The 20,165-nt window shown below is 71.1% G+C and carries 18 protein-coding genes; 11 read left to right on the forward strand and 7 right to left on the reverse strand.

Annotation, left to right across the window (positions count from 1 at the left end; translation table 11 throughout):
• Positions 1–203 precede the first annotated feature (203 nt).
• The gene (locus POL25_RS12145; RefSeq protein ID WP_272086133.1) at positions 204–344 is read right to left on the reverse strand and encodes a hypothetical protein; all 141 of its coding nucleotides are present in this window, start codon (positions 342–344) and stop codon (positions 204–206) included.
• Positions 345–434: 90 nt separating this feature from the next.
• On the opposite strand from POL25_RS12145, the gene POL25_RS12150 reads away from it, so the two are divergent.
• The 4 genes from POL25_RS12150 (at position 435) to POL25_RS12165 (ending at position 4,976) form a co-directional block, all read left to right on the forward strand.
• Positions 435–1,343 (forward strand): ABC transporter permease, encoded by a 909-nt coding sequence (locus tag POL25_RS12150; RefSeq protein ID WP_272086134.1) that lies wholly within the window; start codon positions 435–437, stop codon positions 1,341–1,343.
• Entirely contained in the window at positions 1,340–2,263 is a 924-nt protein-coding gene (locus POL25_RS12155) for an ABC transporter ATP-binding protein (protein ID WP_272086135.1), read from the forward strand. Before POL25_RS12150 ends, POL25_RS12155 begins: the two co-directional genes overlap by 4 nt.
• Positions 2,264–2,315: 52 nt before the next feature.
• Complete coding sequence (locus POL25_RS12160; RefSeq protein ID WP_272086136.1) at positions 2,316–3,470, forward strand: hypothetical protein; 1,155 nt, start codon at positions 2,316–2,318, stop codon at positions 3,468–3,470.
• Between the two features lie 297 nt (positions 3,471–3,767).
• Positions 3,768–4,976: a hypothetical protein gene (locus tag POL25_RS12165; protein ID WP_272086137.1), complete on the forward strand. Its 1,209-nt coding sequence runs from the start codon at positions 3,768–3,770 to the stop codon at positions 4,974–4,976.
• Between the two features lie 18 nt (positions 4,977–4,994).
• Here the strand turns inward: POL25_RS12165 and POL25_RS12170 are convergent, their stop codons facing one another.
• From POL25_RS12170 to POL25_RS12185, 4 genes are all read right to left on the reverse strand, one after another.
• The gene (locus POL25_RS12170; RefSeq protein ID WP_272086138.1) at positions 4,995–5,591 is read right to left on the reverse strand and encodes a GTP-binding protein; all 597 of its coding nucleotides are present in this window, start codon (positions 5,589–5,591) and stop codon (positions 4,995–4,997) included.
• A 99-nt stretch (positions 5,592–5,690) separates the two neighbouring features.
• Positions 5,691–6,302 carry a TetR/AcrR family transcriptional regulator gene (locus tag POL25_RS12175; RefSeq protein WP_272086139.1) on the reverse strand — a complete coding sequence of 204 codons (612 nt, stop codon included), beginning with the start codon at positions 6,300–6,302 and terminating at the stop codon, positions 5,691–5,693.
• Between the two features lie 263 nt (positions 6,303–6,565).
• Positions 6,566–7,603: an RNA 3'-terminal phosphate cyclase gene (gene rtcA, locus POL25_RS12180; protein ID WP_272086140.1), complete on the reverse strand. Its 1,038-nt coding sequence runs from the start codon at positions 7,601–7,603 to the stop codon at positions 6,566–6,568.
• 1 nt (position 7,604) lies between these two features.
• Entirely contained in the window at positions 7,605–8,840 is a 1,236-nt protein-coding gene (locus POL25_RS12185; protein WP_272086141.1) for an RtcB family protein, read from the reverse strand.
• A 156-nt stretch (positions 8,841–8,996) separates the two neighbouring features.
• Between POL25_RS12185 and rtcR the strand changes: the two genes are divergently transcribed.
• The 3 genes from rtcR (at position 8,997) to POL25_RS12200 (ending at position 12,522) form a co-directional block, all read left to right on the forward strand.
• Positions 8,997–10,598: an RNA repair transcriptional activator RtcR gene (gene rtcR, locus POL25_RS12190; RefSeq protein WP_272086142.1), complete on the forward strand. Its 1,602-nt coding sequence runs from the start codon at positions 8,997–8,999 to the stop codon at positions 10,596–10,598.
• A 353-nt stretch (positions 10,599–10,951) separates the two neighbouring features.
• Positions 10,952–11,821 (forward strand): hypothetical protein, encoded by an 870-nt coding sequence (locus POL25_RS12195; protein ID WP_272086143.1) that lies wholly within the window; start codon positions 10,952–10,954, stop codon positions 11,819–11,821.
• A gap of 116 nt (positions 11,822–11,937) precedes the next feature.
• Positions 11,938–12,522 carry a hypothetical protein gene (locus POL25_RS12200; protein ID WP_272086144.1) on the forward strand — a complete coding sequence of 195 codons (585 nt, stop codon included), beginning with the start codon at positions 11,938–11,940 and terminating at the stop codon, positions 12,520–12,522.
• 105 nt (positions 12,523–12,627) lie between these two features.
• Here POL25_RS12200 and POL25_RS12205 read toward each other — a convergent pair whose 3' ends face one another.
• Together POL25_RS12205 and POL25_RS12210 are read right to left on the reverse strand one after the other, a co-directional pair.
• A complete protein-coding gene (locus tag POL25_RS12205) occupies positions 12,628–13,776 on the reverse strand; it encodes an elongation factor Tu (RefSeq protein WP_272086145.1) in 1,149 nt (382 codons plus the stop codon).
• 444 nt (positions 13,777–14,220) lie between these two features.
• A complete protein-coding gene (locus POL25_RS12210; RefSeq protein ID WP_272086146.1) occupies positions 14,221–15,276 on the reverse strand; it encodes a hypothetical protein in 1,056 nt (351 codons plus the stop codon).
• 172 nt (positions 15,277–15,448) lie between these two features.
• Here POL25_RS12210 and POL25_RS44250 point away from each other — a divergent pair, with 172 nt between their 5' ends.
• From POL25_RS44250 to POL25_RS12230, 4 genes are all read left to right on the forward strand, one after another.
• Positions 15,449–17,059 (forward strand): sensor histidine kinase, encoded by a 1,611-nt coding sequence (locus POL25_RS44250; protein WP_272086147.1) that lies wholly within the window; start codon positions 15,449–15,451, stop codon positions 17,057–17,059.
• 17 nt (positions 17,060–17,076) lie between these two features.
• Positions 17,077–17,865: a hypothetical protein gene (locus POL25_RS12220; RefSeq protein WP_272086148.1), complete on the forward strand. Its 789-nt coding sequence runs from the start codon at positions 17,077–17,079 to the stop codon at positions 17,863–17,865.
• Positions 17,866–18,049: 184 nt separating this feature from the next.
• The gene (gene iadA, locus POL25_RS12225) at positions 18,050–19,270 is read left to right on the forward strand and encodes a beta-aspartyl-peptidase (RefSeq protein WP_272086149.1); all 1,221 of its coding nucleotides are present in this window, start codon (positions 18,050–18,052) and stop codon (positions 19,268–19,270) included.
• Complete coding sequence (locus POL25_RS12230; protein ID WP_272086150.1) at positions 19,267–20,112, forward strand: cyanophycinase; 846 nt, start codon at positions 19,267–19,269, stop codon at positions 20,110–20,112. Before iadA ends, POL25_RS12230 begins: the two co-directional genes overlap by 4 nt.
• Positions 20,113–20,165: the final 53 nt, after the last annotated feature.

A 20,165-nucleotide genomic window follows, 5' to 3' on the forward strand; every position in this document is an offset into this window, starting at 1 on the left:
CCACCCCGCGACCGGTCACGGCTCGAGCTCGCCGCGTCACCGGCGGCCGCCGCGGTCCAAAACATGTCCCCGAGGACATGTCACTGCGTCAGCCGGGATCTCGACCACGCCCCGGCCGGACCGCGAGGGGTCGCCCGTGCGCGCGGACGGCCGCCGCGATCGCGGCGCGACGCGTGGTCGAGATCCCGCACCGACGCCGCATTTCATCGTACCTCGCGGGTGGTGGCGGCCGCGACATCGGGGGCGACCAGGGCGGACAGGGCGGCGATCGAGCCGCCGACGACGAGGACCCCGAGCAAATAGAGGGCACCGGGGCCGCGAGGACGATAGCGAGGACGCGTCATGATCGGGGTCAACGACGCCCGCCGCCCCGCGGTCTGCCCCCGCTGTCACACTTCTCGCGCCGGGCGACCTCGGGTACTCTGGACGTCGGCTTGGCCACCTCATCGACTTTCTTGCGCGACGCGTGGTTGATCGCCGGCTTCGACCTCCGCGAATCGATCCGCACCCGCCGCGCCCTCGTCCTCGCGCTCCTCTATCTGCTCGTCGCCTCGATCACGAGCTACATCTACGTCGAGGTCGTGAAGCTCGCCCAGGAGGCGGCCTCCGAGGTCATCGGCGGCATGGGCGACGCCAACGAGCAGCTCGCCGCGACCGCCGCCGCCGGAGCCGCCCAGGACGCCGGCTACACCGGCCTCCTCTACGTCATCGCCGGCGGCGACAACGTCATCGCCGGCCACCTCGCGACCTACCCGGCGATGGTCCTCGTGTTCGCGTGGTTCTCGCTCGGCGCCTTGCCGTGGCTGATCTCGCTCACCAGCTACGACCTCGTCGCCGGCGACCTCCACCAGCGCACCGTCCGGTTCGTCGCCCTGCGGACCAGCCGCGGCGCGTTCGTCCTCGGCAAGCTGCTGTCGCAGGTGCTGCTGGTCGCCATGATCGCCGGCCTCGGCATGATCCCCGTGCTGGTGATCGGCGGCGCCTTCCTGCCGCGCTTCGACTTCCTCGGCAGCTTCCTCGCCCTGCTGGCGACCTGGCCGATCCTGGCGTTGTTCGCGTTCGCGGTGCTCGGCCCGGTCGCGTGCGCCTCGCAGCTGGTGCGCGGGCCCGGGGCCGCGCGCGCCCTGGCGCTCTTCTTCCTGTTCGTGCTGTGGATCCTCGGGGTGTGGGCGGCATTCACCCCCGGCCTGTCGGCGCTGCAGTACTTGACCCCGTTCGCCTACAAGACCTTGTTCTTCCACCCTGACCTTTCGTACAGGTTGCTCAACGCGGCCGGCTGCGCCGCCCTGTGCGCCGGCTACACCTGGCTCGGCTTTCAAGTGTTTCGTCGGAGGGACCTGTGACCGCTCCCGCGCTCGCGCTCGCCGCCGTCCACAAGCGCTTCGGCGCCGTGCACGCCCTCCGCGGCGTCGATCTCCGCGTCCCTCGCGGCTCGGTCTTCGCCCTCATCGGCCCCAACGGCGCCGGCAAGACCACCCTGTTCTCGGTCGTGTGCGGCTTCCTGCGCGCCGACCAGGGCACCATCAGCGTGCTCGACGGCCCGCCCGACGTCATGCGCTTCAAGGGTCGCCTGGCGGCCCTGCCGCAGGACGCGGTGCTCGGCCGCGAGCTGACCGTGCGCGAGCACCTTACCTTCCTGGCCCGCCTTCAGGGCATGTCCCCAGAGACAGCTCGTCGCGAGGCCGAGCGCGTGCTGGCGATCGTCGACCTCGGCGAGCTGGCCGGGCGCCGCGCCGGCACGCTGTCGCACGGGCAGGTCAAGCGGGTCGGCGTCGCGCAGGCGTTCCTCGGCGACCCCGAGCTGATTCTGCTCGACGAGCCGACCGCGGGCCTCGATCCGCGTCACGCCCACGACCTGCGCGAGGCCCTCCGCAGCCACCGCGGCCAGCGCACGATCGTCGTGTCGTCGCACAACCTGCAGGAGCTCGAGGCCATCTGCGACGAGGCGGCCTTCATCGACAAGGGCCAGACGCTCGAGTCTGGCGCGGTGTCGGCCCTCACCGCGCAGGACGCCGAGGTGTTCGTGGTCCTCGCGCCGGGCCCGGAGCCGGTCGAGCACCTGCGCGCGCACCTCGGCGACGTCGCTATCGAGTGGGACGCGCAGAGCCGCGTGCTGCGGGTGTCCTTTCAGCCAGGTCCCGATAGCGCCGCCGAAGACGTCATCGCCGCGGTGCTGCGCGAGCTCCTGACCCAGGGTGCGCGGATCTCCGGCGTCGGCAAGGGTCGCTCGCTCGAGCAGCGCTACCTCGAAGCCACGCGCTGAGCTGTGACGCCATCCACCGTCCTCGGCGCCTGGTCGGCGCTAAGGAATCGGCATGGCTCGCTCGATGTCGCATCCTGTCCACCTGTGGTTGGCGTGGACGCTCGTGGTCGCGTGTAACGGCGAGGACCACCTGCGTGGGAGCGCCACGGACGGTTCCCCACCGTCCGCGATCCCGACCTCGGTGACCTTGCCGCCGGGCATCTTCGCCAGCGAGAGCGAAGGCGAGGCCACCAGCGCCGGCGCGACCGACAAGCTCGACCTCGCGGACGAGCCCACCGGCGGCGAGGTGCTGATGCCCCCGGGCTGCGACAAGGTCGATTTCCTGTTCGTCATCGACAACTCCAACTCGATGGCCGACGAGCAGAGCAGCCTGATCGCCTCGTTCCCCGGGTTCATCGCGGCGATCGAGCAGACCCTCGAGGCCGACGACTACCACCTCATGACGATCTCGACCGACGACGGCGACGCCGGCAACGGCGACGAGGACTGCGACTTCCAGCAGTGCATCTGCGCCCCCGCGCCGACCTGCTGCCAGGACGTGTGCGACACGATCTTCAAGGGCACCACCTGCAACGGCGACCCGTGCGACCAGATCAGCATCGACGCCTGCGAGTTCCAGTACGGCAGCGGCCGCCAGTTCGACCAGTACGGCGCCCGCTGCCCGATCGCCGACGAGCGCCGCTACATGCTCGCCTCGCAGCCGGACCTCGTCTCGACCTTCGCCTGCACCGCCGGCATCGGCGCGTTCGGCAGCGGCGACGAGCGGCCGATCCACGCCGCCCTGAGCGCGCTCGGAGACGTGCAGAACGGGCCCGGCGGCTGCAACGAGGGCTTCTTGCGCGACGACGCGATCCTCGTGCTCGTCATCATCACCGACGAAGAGGACGACAACATCGAGGTGAACGAGGGCTCGCCCGGCGAGCCGGCCGCGTGGTACGAGGCGGTCGTGGCCGCCAAGCACGGGGTCCCCGACGCCGCGGTGGTGCTCGGCCTGGTCGGCGACAGCAACCTCCCGGGCGGCCTGTGCCCGCCGGTGTGGGACCCCGACGAGGACGGCGGCGAGGCGGCCCCGCGCCTGCAGTCGTTCGTCGACATGTTCTCCGGCGGCGTGATCGGCAGCGTCTGCGCGGCCGACTACACGCCCTTCTTCGTCGAGGCCGTCAGCGTCATCGACACCGCCTGCGACATCTTCGTCCCGGTCGGCTGAGCGCCGCCGCGATCGCTCCACTTTGCGCCCTCGCGCCGCGCGCCGGCTCGGGGGCGCGCGACGTCCGGCGCGCGGCTCGCCGCGGGCGCGCGCGGCGGCCCCTATGATCATAGCGCGCGCCGACGCGACGATGATGGTCGTCACGCCTCACCACATTCACGAGCCGCCCTCGATCGCCCGAATCGGCCCTCCGAACGGCGTTACAACGGGTCACACCCTGTGTGACGATTGCCGCCGCCGGTGATGGTACCCACGCACCAGGCACCTGTTCGCACGGGCGGGGCTAAATAGTTGGGCATGACCCGCACTACGAAGACCGTTCTTGGCAGGTGGCTGATGTGCGCCTCGGCCCTCACCGCCTGCGTCGAAAACGACCCGCAAGCGGTGGGCACCGACACCGACTCTCCCGGCGGCGCCGCCACGGCTGCGCCGCCGACCGGGGTCGCAGGCACCGACGCGACCCCGGGCGACACCGAGACGGATCCGCCGGACGACTCGGGCGGCGGCACCGGGGCCGCGAGCGCCGGCAGCGGCGCGGACACCTCGACGCCCGAGACCACCGGGATCGACGGCACCACCGGCGCGCCCGCGGCCGGCTGCGAGAAGGTCGACCTGCTGTTCGTGATCGACAACGACACGACCATGAAGGCCGAGCAGGAGGGGCTCATCGCCGCGTTCCCGGCCTTTTACGACGGCATCAAGACCACGCTCGGCATGCAGGACACGCACGTGATGGCGGTCGGGGCCGACGACGGCAAGGCGCTCTCCAACTCGAGCCAGTGCCTGGGCGGCGGCAAGTGCTACTGCGGCCCGGCCCCGGTGTGCTGCCTCAACACGTGCGAGGGCGGCAACGCCGAGACCTGCAACGGCCTGCCGTGCGCCGGCCTGCAGGTCAGCGAGTGCGCCTCGCAGTACGGCGCCGGGCGCGACTACAGCAACTCCGGCGCGTTCTGCAACCTCGCCGACAACCGCCGCTACATGCTCGACAGCCAGCCCGAGCTGCACGCCACCTTCGGCTGCACCGCCGCGGTCGGCCAGTACCAGACGGTCGCCGACAAGCGGCCGATGTTCGCCGCGACCGAGGCGGTCAGCCCGGCGATGAACGGCGCCGGCGGCTGTGACGAGGGCTTCCTCCGCAGCGACGCGCTGCTGGTGGTGGTGTTCGTGTCCGACAAGGACGACGCCAACGAGAACGGCGCCACCGGCTCTCCCGGCGGCCCGCAGGAGTGGTACGACGCGCTCGTGGCGGCCAAGGGCGGCAGCTCGGACTCGGTCGTGGTGCTCGGCCTGGTCGGCGACGGCAACATGACCGGCGGCGGCTGCGATCCCAACATGGGCCCCGACATGCAGGCCCTCGCCGGCGGCCCGGCGCCACGCCTGCAGGAGTTCGTCAGCAAGTTCAGCCACGGCGCGATCGGCAGCATCTGCGCCGCCGACTACACGCCGTTCTTCACCAACGGCATCGACCTGGTCCACCAGGCCTGCGGCGCCTTCACCCCGGGCTGACGCTCGCGCGGGCCGCCGTCACTGCCCGGCGGCCTGCGGCGTCTGCAGCTGCGCGAGCGCCAGCCGCGTCACCGCGCGCAGCACATCGAACACCCCCTCGCCGCGGGTGGCCACCGTCTCGAACTCGGGCCAGCCCGCGGGGTTGAGCGCCGCGCGCAGCTCCGCCAGCGGCAGCGCGTCCGGCGTGTCGCGCTTGTTGTACTGGATGACATAAGCGTCGCCGAGGTCGAGTCGATGCTCGGCGACGTCGCGGTGCAGGTTGTCGAGGCTCTCGCAGTTGGCGTCCATGCGCATCGCCTGCGAGTCGGCCACGAACACCACCCCGTCGGCCGAGCGCATCACCAGCTTGCGCGTCGCCGCGTAGTGGATCTGCCCCGGCACCGTGTACACGTGCAGGCGCACGCGCAGCCCGCCGAGGGTCCCGAGCGTCAGCGGCATGAAGTCGAAGAACAGCGTGCGCTCGCTGTCGGTGTTGAGCCGCAGCAGCGCGCCGCGCCGCGACGGATCGGTCTTCCGGTGGATCCACTGCGCACACTCGGTCTTGCCCGACAGACCTGGCCCGTAATACACGAGCTTCAGGTTGATCTCCTTGGCCGCGTAATTGAAAAACGGCATGACGATCCCTCCCCGGGCCCGGCCCGGAACAAATTTTCACCCGCAACAACATGTCCTTCGGGCCATATCGACCCGAACCCACCGCTCACCCGCCGGCGATCACGAAGCCAGCACGGACAGCCCGACGTCGATCATCTGCCGCAGCGCCGCGCGCCCCGCTCCGGCCCGGCTCATGATCCCGAGGCCGTAGAGCGTATTGACCAGGTGGCGCGCCAGCGCCCGCGGCTCGCTGCCCGGTCGCAGCTCGCCGGCCTCGTGCGCGCGCTCCAGGGCCGCGTGCAGCGCCTCCTCGACCCGCCCGAAGTAAGCGCGCACCACCGCCTGGATCTCCGGGTCGGCCGGCCCGACCTCGATCGCGGTGTTCGCCATCAGACACGAGCCGCGTTCGCGGTCGAGCACGACCTCGGCGAGGAACAGCTCGAAGAACCCGCGGATCGCCACCAGCGCCGTCAGCGGCCGCTCGATCGGCCGGCTCCAGCCGGTCCGCGTCAGCGTGTCGAGCATGCCCTCGACCGCCAGCGCCTCGTAGCGCGCGAGCACCTTCAAAAACAGCGAGCGCTTGTCGCCGAACGTGTCGTACAGGCTCTGGCGCGAGATCTCCATGTGCTCGAGCAGGTCGCGCAACGAGGCGCCCTCGTAGCCGCGCCGCCAGAACATGTCGAGCGCGCGGTCGAGCGCCTCCTCCGGGTCGAACTCCTTGACGCGAGGCATCGCCTGTAAGTGCTGGTAGTAGGCCCGCGGCCGGGCACTTTCTTGAGCGTAGAAATTCTGGACCACCCAGTCAAGATAGTGGTACCAGACCGGTCGGTCAAGACGATTTGCGGCGTAGCCCGGTCTACGTCCCCGCTCCCGAGGTGGCCCGCGGCCGATCTCGCAGGGCTCGGCGGAGCCATGTCCGAACGGACATGGCCTCTTGGACATTACCAAAAAGACATGTCCTCACGGACATGCACGTGCGCAGCCCGCGTCGCCCCTCAGGCGGGCCCGACGGTCACGCGGCGGGTGTCGCCGGGCGCGTCGATCACCTCGAACTTCACCGGCAGGAAGCGGCTGACGATGCCCATGTTGGTGATCGTGTGCTGCGTCAGCGCGTGCGAGCGGAAGCTGCCGCCGCCGGCGAGGGCCAGCGGGATGAGCAGTTGGTCGGCGAGGTGCGGGCCGACGGGCGCGTCGGAGCCGAGGTGTTCGCCGAGCTCCTTGACCACGCGCGCGGCCACCTGCTCGGCGGAGATCCGCTTCTCGCCGAACGCCGAGAACAGCTCGCTGCCGTGCTCGAACTCGACCGACAGCAGCAGCGCGTTGCCGGGCCCTGCGCTCTCGACCTCGATCGTGCGCATCTCGGAGCGCTCCCAGCCCAGCAGGTTCTGCACTGCCCGCAGCTCGCGGTCGGCGATCGACTTCGGCAGGTTGGCGTAGATGGCCCGCGCCTGGCGGCGGATGACCTGGCCGCGCTCGTGCCACTGCAGCGGCTGCAGCGGCTCGCCGCCGGTGATGGTGGCGGTGAAGCGCCCGCCGCCGGCCGGATAGAAGCCGACGCGCTCGAGGTTGGCCTGCACCTGCGCGCCCATGCGGCGCAGCAGCGGCAGGAACACCTCGGCGATGAACTCGAACGGCGGCGCCATCGGGTTGTGCGTCCCGCCCTCGAAGCTCAGCGTCGACGTGCCCGGCGCGTGCAGCAGCGGCCAGATCACCGTCTGCAGCACCAGCGTCACGCTGCCGGCGCTGCCGACCGAGAACGCGTACTCGCCGTGCTTGACCGGACCTGGCTGAAAGACCAGCTCCTGCGAACCGAGCGCGTCGCCCTGGACCTTGGCCGCGCCGACGCTGGTGGCGGCGCGCACGGCCGTGAGGTGCTGGCGCAGCAGCCCCGGCTTGTGCCGGCGGGCCCGCAGCTTGATCAGGTGGAAGGGCCGCCCCGTGATGAGCGACAGGGCCAGCGAGGTGCGGAGGATCTGGCCTCCGCCCTCGCCCTCCGAGCCGTCGATCACGATCGCGTCCTTCGGCGCCTGCATCCTATCCCTTCACGCAGACGACCTGGCGCAGCGTGTGGACGACCTCGACCAGGTCGCGCTGCGCCTCCATCACCGCGTCGATGTCCTTGTATGCCATCGGCGTCTCGTCGATCACGTCCTCGTCCTTGCGGCACTCGACGCCCGCGGTCGCCTTGCGGTGGTCGGCCACCGTGAACCGCTTGCGCGCCTCGGTCCGCGACATCGCCCGCCCCGCCCCGTGGCTGCACGAGTCGAAGCTCTCGGCGTTGCCCTTGCCGCGGACGATGTACGAGCGGGTCCCCATGCTGCCCGGGATGATCCCCAGGTCGCCCGTGCGGGCCCGTACCGCCCCCTTGCGGGTCACGAGCACGTCCTTGCCGTAGTGGTGCTCGCGCGCGACGTAGTTGTGGTGGCAGTTGACCGCCGTCGCCCCGAAGGTGAACGGCGGGATGCCCTTGCAACCCGCGACCGCCTGGACCGTCGCCTGCATCATCAGCTCGCGGTTGTGCCGCGCGAAGTCCTGGGCCCACTCGACCGCCTCGACGTAGTCGTCGAAGTATTTGGTCCCCTCGGACAGGTACGCCAGGTTGTGGTCGGGCAGGCTGACGAACCACCGCTTCATCTCCTCCTTGGCGAGGGCGATGAAGTGCGAGCCGATGCGGTTACCGACCCCGCGCGAGCCCGAGTGCAGCATGAACCACACCCGGTCGCGCTCGTCGAGGCAGACCTCGATGAAGTGGTTGCCGGTCCCGAGCGTACCGAGGTGGACCGCCGTGTTGCTCTTCTCGATCGCCTTGTGCTTGTCGACGATCGTCTCGAAGCGCGACGCGAGCTGCTTCCACACCGTCGCCACCGGCGCCGGCGGCGAATGCCAGGCGCCCTTGTCGCGGCCGTGATTGGTGGTGCGGCCGTGCGGCACGGCCCTCTCGATCGCCGAGCGGACCTCGCTCAGGTTGTCGGGCAGGTCCGACGCCTTGAGGCTGGTCTCGACCGCCATCATCCCGCAGCCGATGTCGACGCCGACGGCTGCCGGGATCACCGCGCCGACGGTCGGGACCACGCTGCCGACCGTCGCGCCGATGCCGAGGTGCACATCCGGCATCGCGGCCACCCAGCGGTGGATGAAGGGCATCTGCGCGATCCGCTCGAGCTGCGCGATCGCGGCCTCTTCTACCTGCACCCCACGCGTCCACCGCTTGATCGGGACTCCGCCCGTGGGCTGATGGACCTCGTAGTTTTGCGCGTCACGGTTGGACATCGGCGTTCTCCTGAAGCCCGGTATCGCAGGGAACGTGCCTGGCGGCCCCGACTCAGGGATTAACGAGTAAGTTTCAAGATCTTACCGAAGGGCACGGAGCCTTGGCCAGCATTCTTTTCTATCCGAACCTATAATCTCTGATAACTTGATAGCCGCATGCGGAGGCCCACCGTCGTCCTGGGGATCCTCGGCTCCCAGATGGATACCGGCGGACGCAACCGCTGGGACCGCTGGCGGCCCACCGTCGACCTCTGCCGTCACGACGACCTCATCGTCGACCGACTCGAGCTCATCCACGGCAAGGCCCACGCAGAGCTGGCCGAGGCCGTCAGCACCGACATCGCCCAGATCTCGCCGGAGACGCGAGTCCGCCTGCACACCCTCGATTTCGCCGACCCCTGGGCCTTCGAGGAGGTTTACGCCGGCCTCCTCGATTTCGTGCGCGGCTACCCGTTCCGCCCGGACGACGAGGATTACCTGGTGCACATCACCACCGGTACGCACGTGCAGCAGATCTGCCTGTTCCTGCTGACCGAGTCGCGCTACCTGCCCGGCCGCCTGCTGCAGACGATCCCGCCGGCGCGCCGCGACCAGGGCGACCCGGGCGCCCACGCGATCATCGACCTCGACCTCGCGCGCTACGCCCCGATCGCCGAGCGCTTCGCCGAGGACGCCCGCGCCGGCGAGTCCTTCCTCAAGGCGGGCATCGCCACCCGCAACGCGGCCTTCAACGAGCTGATCGCGCAGATCGAGCAAGTCGCCGGGGTGACGCGTGCGCCGATCCTGCTGACCGGCCCGACCGGCGCCGGCAAGACCCGCCTGGCCCGCAAGATCTTCGAGCTCAAGCAGAACCGCCACCAGATCCGCGGCACCTTCGTCGAGCTCAACTGCGCCACCCTGCGCGGCGACGCGGCGATGTCGGCGCTGTTCGGCCACGTGCGCGGCGCCTTCACCGGCGCCGTCCGTGACCGCGCCGGCGTGCTCAAGATGGCCGACGGCGGCCTGCTGTTCCTCGACGAGATCGGCGAGCTCGGGGTCGACGAGCAGGCGATGCTGCTGCGCGCGATCGAGGACCGCGTGTTCCTGCCGGTCGGCAGCGACCGCGAGGTCCGCAGCGAGTTCCAGTTGGTCGCCGGCACCAACCGCGACCTGCGGGCCGATGTCGCCTCCGGCCGCTTCCGCGAGGACCTGCTGGCGCGCATCGATCTGTGGTCGTTCCGCCTGCCCGGTCTGCGCGAGCGTCGCGAGGACGTCGAGCCCAACCTCGACTACGAGCTCGAGCGCTGGTCGCAACGACATGGCCGTAAGGCCAGCTTCTACGGGCAGGCGCGGGCCGCCTTTTTGAAATTCGCCACCGCCGCCGACGCGGTGTGGTCGGGCAACTTCCGCGACCTCGCGGCGGCCGTCGAGCGCATGGCCACGCTGGCGCCGAACGGGCGCATCGGCGCGCGCGAGGTCGAGGGAGAGCTCGGTCGCCTGCGCGCCGCCTGGTCGGGCACCGCCGTCAACACCGGCGACGACCTGCTCACCCGCCTGCTCGGCAAGGAGCGGCTCGCCGAGGTCGACCCGTTCGACCGCGTCCAGCTGGCCGAGGTCGTGCGCGTGTGCGCGGCCGCCCGCAGCCTCTCCGACGCCGGCCGCACCCTGTTCGCCGCCTCGCGCCTGCGCAAGCGCTCGAGCAACGACGCCGACCGCCTGCGCAAGTACCTGCAGCGCTTCGACCTCGAGTGGGCGGACATCCACCCCGAAGACGCGTGAGCCCGCGCCCTCGTGGCACCCATCGCCCTTGCGACTGCACGTCTTGTCCTTCGAACATGTCCTCATGCACATGTTTTTAAGGACATGTTCTTTCGAACATAGACATAGAGTGATGTAGCGCTGCCAGCCGCGCGCAGCAGGTCCGTGTCGCATCTGCGTCCGCCGGCCGTGCACGCGCCCGCGGTCCTGCACAGGCGAGCGCGAGCCCGCGATCGAGCCGCCGCGCGCCATGCGAACGCGGACCCCTCATCCTCCGCCTCGCGCCCGCGAGCGCCCCGCGCAAACTCGCCCGCGCCGCCCGCTGTAAGCGCCGGCGCCCGGCCGCGTTTCGGTCGCACCTCCGGACGAACGCCATGCCCCGCACCACCGTCGTCGCCTCGCTCCTCCTCGCCTCCGTCGCCGCCCTCGCCGCTTGCAGCAAGCACTCCGACGTGGCCAGCCTGAACGCCCCCGAGTCGTCCGGCTACACGCCCGCGGGCGCCCAGTTCGAGGCAGCCAACGCGGCCGACGCCCCCGCCCCGATGGCCCCGAGCAAGGGCGAGGCGAGCGTGAGCGGCGAGCTCGCCGAACGCGAGCGGTCGCGCGGCATCGGCACCGCTTATGGCGAGCAACGCTCGAGCTCGGTGCGCGGCACCCGGTTCGAACGCGCCGACGCCTACAACCCCGATCTGGTGCTCAGCCTGCGCTACAACGACGCCGCGGGGGTCCAGCAGATCGCCCAGCACAAGACCGGCTCGCCCTACCTCTTGCCGGCGAGCCGCCAGAGCGACGCCGTCAGCGTCGTCCTGCGCGACGAGTCCGGCTCGCCGCTGTCGGCCGCGCAGGTCGGCAGCGATGTCTACGCGATCGGGGAGATCGGTGCACGCTACTCGATCGGCGTCGAGAACCACACGGGCCAGCGCCTGGAGGTCGTGGCCTCGGTCGACGGCCTCGACGTGCTCGACGGCGCCGAGGCTGATTTCCACAAGCGCGGCTACGTGGTCGCCCCATACACCAGCTTCGCCATCGAGGGCTGGCGGACCTCCGACGACACGGTCGCCGCCTTCCGCTTCAGCGACACCGACGCCGGCTACGCGGCGCAGATGGGCAAGCCCCGCAACATCGGCGTCATCGGCGTCGCCTTCTTCCGCGAGTCCGGCCACGACGATCTGCTACGCCGCGACTCCGCCGACCCGTTCCCCAACCGCTACGCGCCGCCGCCGCCGTCCTACCGCGGCTACTGATCTTCCCGTGCAGGCGCCGACGACGCGCAGCCGCGAGGCGCGCGTCGATTTTTTTCCCGCGCACCTGTAACGGCGACAGCGAAGCGGGAACTCGAGCGGTGAAGGACGCACGCCTCATGCTGATTCGCTCCCTGCCCCTCGTACTGCTCACCGCCCTCTCGCTCGGCGTCACCGGATGTGACGGTCTCCTGAACGGCTCCCTGTTCGACCGCGACGGCGACGGCATCTCCGACAACGACGACAAGGACGACGACAACGACGGCATCGACGACGACGACGACGACGATCACGACGACGACAACGGCGATCACGACTGCGACGACGACGACGGCGATCACGACGACGACGACGACGACGATCACGACGACGACGACGACGACGACGACGACGATCACGGCGACTGCGACTGCGACGACGCCCCCCACCCCGAGGACCCCGATCCGCAGGACACCGGCGACACGGCGGGCGACACCGGCGACACCGGCGACACCGGTGGCACCGGTGACACCGGTGACACCGGCGACACGGCGGGCGACACCGGCAACACCGGCGACACGGCGGGCGACACCGGCGACACGGCGGGCGACACCGGCGACACCGGCGACACCGGCGACACCACTGGCGACACCGGCGACACCGGCGGCGACCCGGACCCGAACGGCGTCCCCGACGACGGCAGCACCGCCGGCGACACCCTCTGATCGCCCCCCTTTCTTCTCTTTCCATTAAAAGAAAAGAGATCGTTCGCTCGAGCGACAGCGCCGGCCGGTTCGACGAACCGGCCGGCGCTCATTTTTTCTTTCGGCTCACTCCGTCGCCAGGATCACGCCTGCGCCGACCGTCTTGCCGCCCTCGCGGATTGCGAACTTCATCCCCGGCTCGAACGCCACGGGCTTGCCGAGCTTGAAGCGCACCGTCGCCCGGTCACCCGGGGTCACCGAGCCCAGCGATCCCACATCGAGGATCGCCGTCGAATCGCACGCCCCGAAGAAGAACTGCGGCGCGTAGCCCGTGCCGAAGCTCGTCCGGCGGCCCCCTTCCTTCTCCGAGAGCGTGAAGATCTCCGCCGTCCCGCTCGAGTGCGGTCGCATCGAATCGGGCGCGATCACCACTTGCCCGCGCTCCACCTGCTCGCGGTCGACCCCGCGCAGCAGCATCCCGACGTTGAGCCCCGCGCGGGCCTCCGGGATGTTCTTGTGGAACATCTGGATCCCCGTCACCACCGCCTCCAGCGGGCGGCCGTCGACGCGGCCCACCACCTGGATCGTCGTCCCGGTGGTCAGCGTCCCGCGCTCGACGCGACCGGTCACCACCGTGCCGCGGCCGGCGATCGTGCACACCCCCTCGATCGGCATGAGGAACGGCCCGACGACATCGCGCTCGGGCAGGCTCATGCGGTCGAGCTCGGCGAGCAGCGCGAGGATCGATCGCTCGTCCTCGCCCCGCAGCGCCTGCAGTGCCGAACCGCGCACGAACGGGACCCCGCTGAACCCCTGGCGCTCGAGCATCTCCGTCACCTCGAGCTCGACCAGCTCGAGCATCTCCGGGTCCGCGACGTCCACCTTGTTGAGGAACACGACCATCTGCCGCACCCCCACCTGGCGCGCCAGGAGGATGTGCTCACGGGTCTGCGGCTGCGGCCCCTGGCTGCCGTCCACCAGCAGGATCGCCGCGTCCATCTGCGACGCCCCCGTGATCATGTTCTTGACGTAGTCGGCGTGCCCGGGGCAGTCGATGTGCGCGTAGTGGCGGACCTCCGTCTCGTACTCGACGTGGGCGGCGTTGATCGTGATCCCGCGCTCGCGCTCCTCGGGCGCGTTGTCGATGTCCTCGAACGCCCGCGCCTTCGAGCCGAAGTGTGCCGCGCACACGCGGGTCAGCGCCGCGGTGAGGGTCGTCTTGCCGTGATCGACGTGGCCGATCGTCCCGCAATTCAGGTGGGGCTTGATGCTCATGACATACTCACAGTTTCTCCTGGTCCTCCCAGGTGCACGCAAAAAGAGACCCTCGGGGTCCGCACCCGAAAGATCCCGTACCTTCAATGCATCACATGTCCATTCGGACATACGCAGCATTGAGATCCCACGCGAAGATCCCGCCCGTCACCGGCGACCGCCGGCGTGAACGAATCACGCCGGGCGCCGGCGCTCAGGCGCCGAAAACCTCGCAGACCGGGTCTGCCACCCGATCAAAGCGTCCTGCAGCTCGCCCGGAGCCGCCGCCTCAGGCGCACGACAAGTCCAGGAGCTGCGGCTGCGAGAGCGCGAGCTGCGACTGGACGATGCGGGTGGCGCGAAGCATGACGTCGCTCGAATAGCACGACCCCGCCGGGTCGTCAACTATCACCATAGCCGAATACGACGACCGCGGAATCGCGCGGTCGCCCTGACGATCGGCGCTCAGAAGCGCATGCCGCCGCCGAACATCACCCCGCCGGTGAACGTCGGGGCCGCGCCGAAGTTGACGCCGTGCTTGCGCAGCTTGGCCATGCCGGGCGTCTCGCGGTGGACGAACATCAGCGTGGTGAAGGCGATCGTCGAGACCAGGGCGACGCCGCCGAGCACGAGCATGCCGGTGGTCGCCTTGGCCATGTTCTCGCCGCGCGTGCACTGGTTGGCGACCGCGGCGTTGGTGACGCCGTCGCCGAGCGGCGCGCGGGCGTTCTGGCAGATGTTCTGGCCGTCGCCGTAGGCCACGTCGTCGTCGGGGTTGCCGTTGCCGTACGAGTCCTCGGCCAGCTGCAGCATCTTCTTGAACACCGGGCCGTTCGGCTTGCGCCACGCCATGAACAGGCCGATGCCCGCGCCGAACGCCAGCACCGCGACCGTCGCCGAAGCCGCCAGGCCGGCCTTCTTCCACTTCGGCTGGTCCTTGTAGCGGCCCCACACCAGCTTCGACTTGCCCGCGTCCGGCTCCGGCTCCGGCTCCGGCTCCGGCTCGGCCGCGACCGGCTCCGCGGCCTTCTCGGCCCCGAGCACGCGCCCGACCAGGTCCTTCGCGGTCGCCTGCACCTGGCCCGCCTCGAACGCCGCCGCCGGGTACTCCGCGGTCACCGACTCCTTGACGCTCGCGCCGCCGACGTCGAGCAGGTGGAGCTGGACCACGAACCCGCCGCCGCTCTTCGAGAGCGAGCCGTACACCATGTTGTCGACCCCGAGCGTGCGCCCGCCCTCGGCCAGACACTTCGGCGACGGCGGCTCGTCGCAGCCCATCGTCAGCTTGAGCTCCGACAGCGACATCCCGCGCCCGCCGCCGACCCCGCGGGCCGCGAACTCCGCCTGCAGCGCCTTCGTCAGCGCCGCCGCCTTGCCGGGGTCGTCGCCCTCGAGGGTGAGGACCGAGCCCTTGCCCGCCACCGGCGCGGCGACCGCGGCCGTGGGCATGCTGAGCGACAGGGCGAGCGCCAGCGACAGCGCGGTCGCGGGCGGGGACAGTCGGCGCGGGCGGGGCGACATCGGGGCCCAAACGTCGCACGGGATGCGCCGCCAGGGAAGAGGCCCGCGTCATCAGGCCCCCGCGGACGGCCGCGGCCGCCGGACCGCGCCCACGGTTTTTTCCCGCCGACCCGGGCCTTCCCCTCGCCTTGCCGGTTTTGCCGGCCGCGCCGACGCGGCATCATCGCCGCGCGTGCCCCTCAGGCTCCCCCCACCGCCAGCTCCGCCGCTGCGCCTGCGCCACAGCCTCGCCGCGCGAATCACCGCCCTCGTGGTCCTCGTGGTCATCACCAGCGGCGTCACCTCGCTGCTGATCATCCGCGAGCTCCGCGCCCTCAAGGTCAGCTTCGACCTCCTCACCATCATCTACGTCAAGTTCAACCAGGACCTCACCACCGCCTATCGCCAGTCGGTCCGCATCAGCACCCACGCCCGCGAGCGCCGCGGCAGCGAGGTCCAGCGCCTCAGCTCCGGCCTCGAGGCCACCCTCGCCGAGGCCTTCGAGATGCGCGCCGAACAGGTCCAGCAGGCCCGCTCCGTGCTCGACAGCGCGATCGCCCACCCCGAGCGGCTCGGCGGCGAAGAGGCCGTCCGCACCCTCCGCGAATTCCGCGAGGTCCTGAGCCGGCTCGAGGACCTGGCAGCGGCCGCCGCCAACCAGAACCCGGCCGAGGCGCTGGCCGACGTGCGCACGCAGAACGAGATCAGCGAGCTGTTCCGTCGCCTCGACGAGCAGGTCTCGCGCGCGATCATCGACCTGCAGATCCAGGTCAGCGAGCGCGAGCGCGAAACCGAGCGGACCATCGCCCTGCTCGCCGCCGCCACCGCCGTCATGGCCCTCCTCGCGGCCCTCGGCGTGATCTGGACCCTGCGGCCGCTGCGGCGCCTGGCGATCAGCGTGCGCCAGCTCGGCGAGGGCGACTGGGCCCAGCGGGTCGCCGCCCCCGGGGCCCTGCGCGGCGACGAGGTCGGCCGCCTCGCGCTCGAGTTCAACCACATGGCCGAGGCGCTGCAGGAGCGCGAGCGCCGGCTGATCCGCGGCGAGCGCCTGGCCGCCGTGGGCCAGCTCGCGGCCCAGGTCACGCACGAGATCCGCAACCCGCTGTCGAGCGTGGCCCTCAACGTCGAGCTGCTCGACGACGAGATCGCCTCGGCCAGCCCCGAGGCGCAGCAGCTCCTGCGCAAGATCACCGCCGAGATCGATCGCCTCACCGCGATCACCGAGGACTACCTCGGCCTGGCCCGCCGCAAGCCGCCCGAGCGCGTGCCGACCGACCTCGCGGCCGAGCTCCACAGCCTGGTCGACTTCATGGCCGAGGAGCTGGCCAGCGTCGGCGTCGAGGTCGTCGTCGAGGCGCCCGCGCCGGCGTGGGTGCTGGGCGACGCCGGCCAGCTGCGGCAGCTTTTCATGAACCTGCTGCGCAACGCCCAGGAGGCGCTGGTCGGCAGCCGCGGCGGGTCCGCCGGCGATCTGGGCGACCTCGGCGATCTCCCCTCGGACCTCGCGCGGACCCCGAGGATCGCCGTGCGCCTGCGTCAGGGCCCGGAGGTCGTCCGCGTCCTCATCGAGGACAACGGCCCCGGCCTGCCGGTCGCCGACGTCGACAAGGTGTTCGAGGCCTTCTTCACGGCCAAGCCGCAAGGCACCGGCCTCGGGCTCTCGATCGTCCAGCAGCTCGCGCAGGACCACGAGGGCAGCGTGCGCGTGGCCGCCACCGGCCCCGAGGGCACCACCTTCGAGGTCCAGATCCCGGCTTGCGCTCCTCCGCCCCCCTCCGTATCCTCGGCGGGCGTACCCGTCTGAGGTCGCACACCCGCCCCATGCCCATCCGCTCGCTCGTCGCCTCCGCCCTGTTCGCCGTGGTCGCCTCGCTCGGCTGCAACTTCATCATGAACCCCGACGGCGACGGGATCTTCCGCTGCGACAACGCGGACGACTGCGACGTCCCCCTGGCCGAGCACCTCTCCGACAAGCGCGGGCAGTCGAGCTGCGCCGCGGCCGGCGGCGGCGGCGGCGGCTTCACCCAGAGCCAGGACAACAAGGTCTGCAGCATCCTCGACAAAGAGGACGTGAGCTGCAACCCGGCGCCCTACCTCGACGACGACAGCGTCCCGGTCGCCAAGACCTACAACGACGCCCTCGACGAGGCCGCCGCGTACTCGTGCGCCCCCGAGCAGTACGGCAGCGCCGGCTGTCCGCCCAACGGCAGCGCCTGCAACGCCGGCCTGCAGGTCCGCACCTACGAGTCGCTGAGCGGCGACGCCGGCAACCCGGAGCAGACCGAGGTCAAGGTGTGCGCGCCCGAGGGCACCGCCGCCGTGATCGGCAACAGCGCCCTGCGCGGCTTCGACGTGCTCGACCAGCACTGCCGCTCGTACTTCTGCGACGAGGACTTCGTGTGCAACCGCGGCAGCGGCACCAGCAGCGGCTGGCGCTGCGTCCGCTGCGACCCCGACCGCGCCTACGGCAACGGCGGCTGCGGCACCATGTACCTGCAGGGCGCCCCCTCGACGGTCTACACCGACCCCAGCAAGTCCTGCGAGAGCGTCGCCGCCGCCGACAAGACCGACTTCGGCCCCGCCGTCCTCGCGCCGCCCCCGGCCCCCTGAGCCGTCGGCTCCGCTGCTGTCCCTGCGGACATGCCCCTCCGGGCATGTCCCTGCGAGCATGCCCCCGCGAGCATGTTCCTGCGAACATGTCCCTCCGGACATGCCCTTCGCGGCCCGTCCTGGCGCCCGCTCCGCGCGCCGCGGGCTTCCCGGCACGGACGAGCTCGGCTAGACTCGCCGGTCGATGGCGGGCTCCTCTGGCGCTTCCGGACATGTCCCTTCGGCCAGCCCGCCGCTGCTGCTGCTGCGCGGCGCCGAGGTGTTCGCCCCCGCCGCGCTCGGCGTCTGCGACGTCCTGCTCGCCGGCGGCAAGATCGCCGCGATCGCCCCCGAGCTGCCGGCCCTCCCGCCCGAGCTCGCGGCCGTGCACGACCTCCGCGGCCACCGGCTGATCCCCGGCCTCATCGACGCCCACGTCCACCTCATCGGCGGCGGCGGCGAGGCCGGCCCGAGCACCCGCGTCCCGCCGATCACCCTCAGCCAGCTCACCCGCGCCGGCATCACCTCCGTCGTCGGCGTCCTCGGCACTGACGGCACCACCCGCACCGTCGCCGACCTCGTCGCCCGCACCCTCGGCCTGCGCGACGAGGGCCTGTCCGCCTGGTGCTACACCGGCAGCTACGAGCTGCCCGTGCCCACGCTCACCGGCAGCGTGCGCCGCGACCTCGTGTTCGTCGACCCGATCATCGGCGTCGGCGAGCTGGCCCTGTCCGACCACCGCTCCTCCCAGCCGACCCTCGACGAGCTGCTGCGGGTCGCCGCCGACGTCCACGTCGGCGGCATGATGGCGGGCAAGGCCGGCATCGTGCACCTGCACATGGGCGACGGCCTGCGCGGCCTCGACCTCGTGCGTCGGGCCCTCGACGTGAGCGAGCTGCCGCCGCGGGTGTTCCACCCGACCCACGTCAACCGCAACCGGCGGCTGTTCATCGAGGCGGGCGAGCTCGTCGCGCGCGGCTGCAGCGTCGACGTCACCGCCTTCCCGCCCGAAGATGACCCCGGGGACAGCCTCTACGCCGCCGACGCGATCGACCGCTGGATCGCGCAGGGCCTGCCGGTAAGCCGGCTCACGTGCTCCTCCGACGGGGCCGGCTGCATGCCGGTGTTCGACGGCCACGGGCACATCTGCGCCATGGACGTCGGCCGTCCGACCACCCTCAGCGACACCCTGACCGAGCTCCTGGCCCGCGGGCGGGACCTCGCCGAGGTCCTCCCGATCTTCACGGTCAACGTCGCCGACCTCCTGCGCCTCGGGCACAAGGGCCGGCTCGCCGCGGGGGCCGACGCCGACCTCGTCGCCCTCGACGACCACGGTCACATCGCCGGCGTGATCGCCCGGGGCAGGTGGCTGATCCAGGGCGGTCAAACAGTGGTATGCGGGCCCTTCGAGAGGTCTGCCTCGTGAGCCCAGCACGCATCGAAGAGCACCACAGCCGCGGGTGGATCGTCCCTGTCGGCGGCGCCGAAGAGAAGGAGCAGGACCCGGTCATCCTCCGCCGCTTCGTCGAGATCAGCGGCGGGGCGGGCGCCCGGATCGCCGTCATTCCGACCGCCTCGCGCCTCGCCGACACCGGCGTCCGCTACGAAAAGATCTTCCGCCAGTTGGGCGCCCACAGCGCTCGCGCCTTGCCGTTCGAGACCCGCGCCGACGCCGAGCGCGAGGACTGGCTCGGCATCCTCGAGCAGGCCACCGGCGTCTTCTTCACCGGCGGCAACCAGCTGCAGCTCAGCACGATCCTCGGCGGCACCTCCGTCGCCCGCTCGATCCGCAAGCTCAACGCCCGCGGCGTCACGGTCGGCGGCACGTCCGCCGGCGCCGCGATTCTCTCCGAGCACATGATCGCCTTTGGCCAGGGGGGCGCGACCCCCAAGGCGGGTCTCGCATCGCTGGCGCCGGGCTTCGGCCTGACCAACCGCGTCGTCATCGACCAGCACTTCCGCCAGCGCGACCGGCTGGGCAGACTGCTGTCGGTCCTCGCCTTCAACCCCTTCGCCGTCGGCATCGGCCTCGACGAAGACACCGCCGCCTTCCTCGGCCCTGACGACGTCATGCACGTCGACGGCGCCGGCGCCATCACCCTCGTGGACGTCGCCAACCTCGAGCACTCCTCGATGGCCTTCGCGAAACCCGGTCAACCCATCTGTTTGACCGGCATCAAGCTGCATATCCTCACCAAGGGCGCGCGCTACAATTTCGTCACCCGCGAGGCCGTCCCGCCGCTGCCGCCGCCCGACGACGACGACTGATCGATACTCACCTCGCGGCCTGCTGCTCTCCGCCTCTCCGGTCCACGACAACC

Source organism: Nannocystis bainbridge (assembly GCF_028368995.1).
In the GTDB taxonomy this organism is placed as follows: Bacteria; Myxococcota_A; Polyangia; order Nannocystales; family Nannocystaceae; genus Nannocystis; species Nannocystis bainbridge.

Excerpts from the sequence above, each read along its gene's own strand:
- POL25_RS12160 (WP_272086136.1), top strand. The coding sequence starts at position 2,316 with ATGGCTCGCTCGATGTCGCATCCTGTCCACCTGTGGTTGGCGTGGACG.
- POL25_RS12200 (WP_272086144.1), top strand. The coding sequence starts at position 11,938 with ATGCTGATTCGCTCCCTGCCCCTCGTACTGCTCACCGCCCTCTCGCTC.
- POL25_RS12185 (WP_272086141.1), bottom strand. The coding sequence starts at position 8,840 with ATGTCCAACCGTGACGCGCAAAACTACGAGGTCCATCAGCCCACGGGC.
- rtcA (WP_272086140.1), bottom strand. The coding sequence starts at position 7,603 with ATGCAGGCGCCGAAGGACGCGATCGTGATCGACGGCTCGGAGGGCGAG.
- POL25_RS12165 (WP_272086137.1), top strand. The coding sequence starts at position 3,768 with ATGACCCGCACTACGAAGACCGTTCTTGGCAGGTGGCTGATGTGCGCC.
- POL25_RS12205 (WP_272086145.1), bottom strand. The coding sequence starts at position 13,776 with ATGAGCATCAAGCCCCACCTGAATTGCGGGACGATCGGCCACGTCGAT.
- POL25_RS12195 (WP_272086143.1), top strand. The coding sequence starts at position 10,952 with ATGCCCCGCACCACCGTCGTCGCCTCGCTCCTCCTCGCCTCCGTCGCC.
- POL25_RS12175 (WP_272086139.1), bottom strand. The coding sequence starts at position 6,302 with ATGCCTCGCGTCAAGGAGTTCGACCCGGAGGAGGCGCTCGACCGCGCG.
- POL25_RS12170 (WP_272086138.1), bottom strand. The coding sequence starts at position 5,591 with ATGCCGTTTTTCAATTACGCGGCCAAGGAGATCAACCTGAAGCTCGTG.
- iadA (WP_272086149.1), top strand. The coding sequence starts at position 18,050 with ATGGCGGGCTCCTCTGGCGCTTCCGGACATGTCCCTTCGGCCAGCCCG.
- POL25_RS12210 (WP_272086146.1), bottom strand. The coding sequence starts at position 15,276 with ATGTCGCCCCGCCCGCGCCGACTGTCCCCGCCCGCGACCGCGCTGTCG.
- POL25_RS12220 (WP_272086148.1), top strand. The coding sequence starts at position 17,077 with ATGCCCATCCGCTCGCTCGTCGCCTCCGCCCTGTTCGCCGTGGTCGCC.
- rtcR (WP_272086142.1), top strand. The coding sequence starts at position 8,997 with ATGCGGAGGCCCACCGTCGTCCTGGGGATCCTCGGCTCCCAGATGGAT.
- POL25_RS12145 (WP_272086133.1), bottom strand. The coding sequence starts at position 344 with ATGACGCGTCCTCGCTATCGTCCTCGCGGCCCCGGTGCCCTCTATTTG.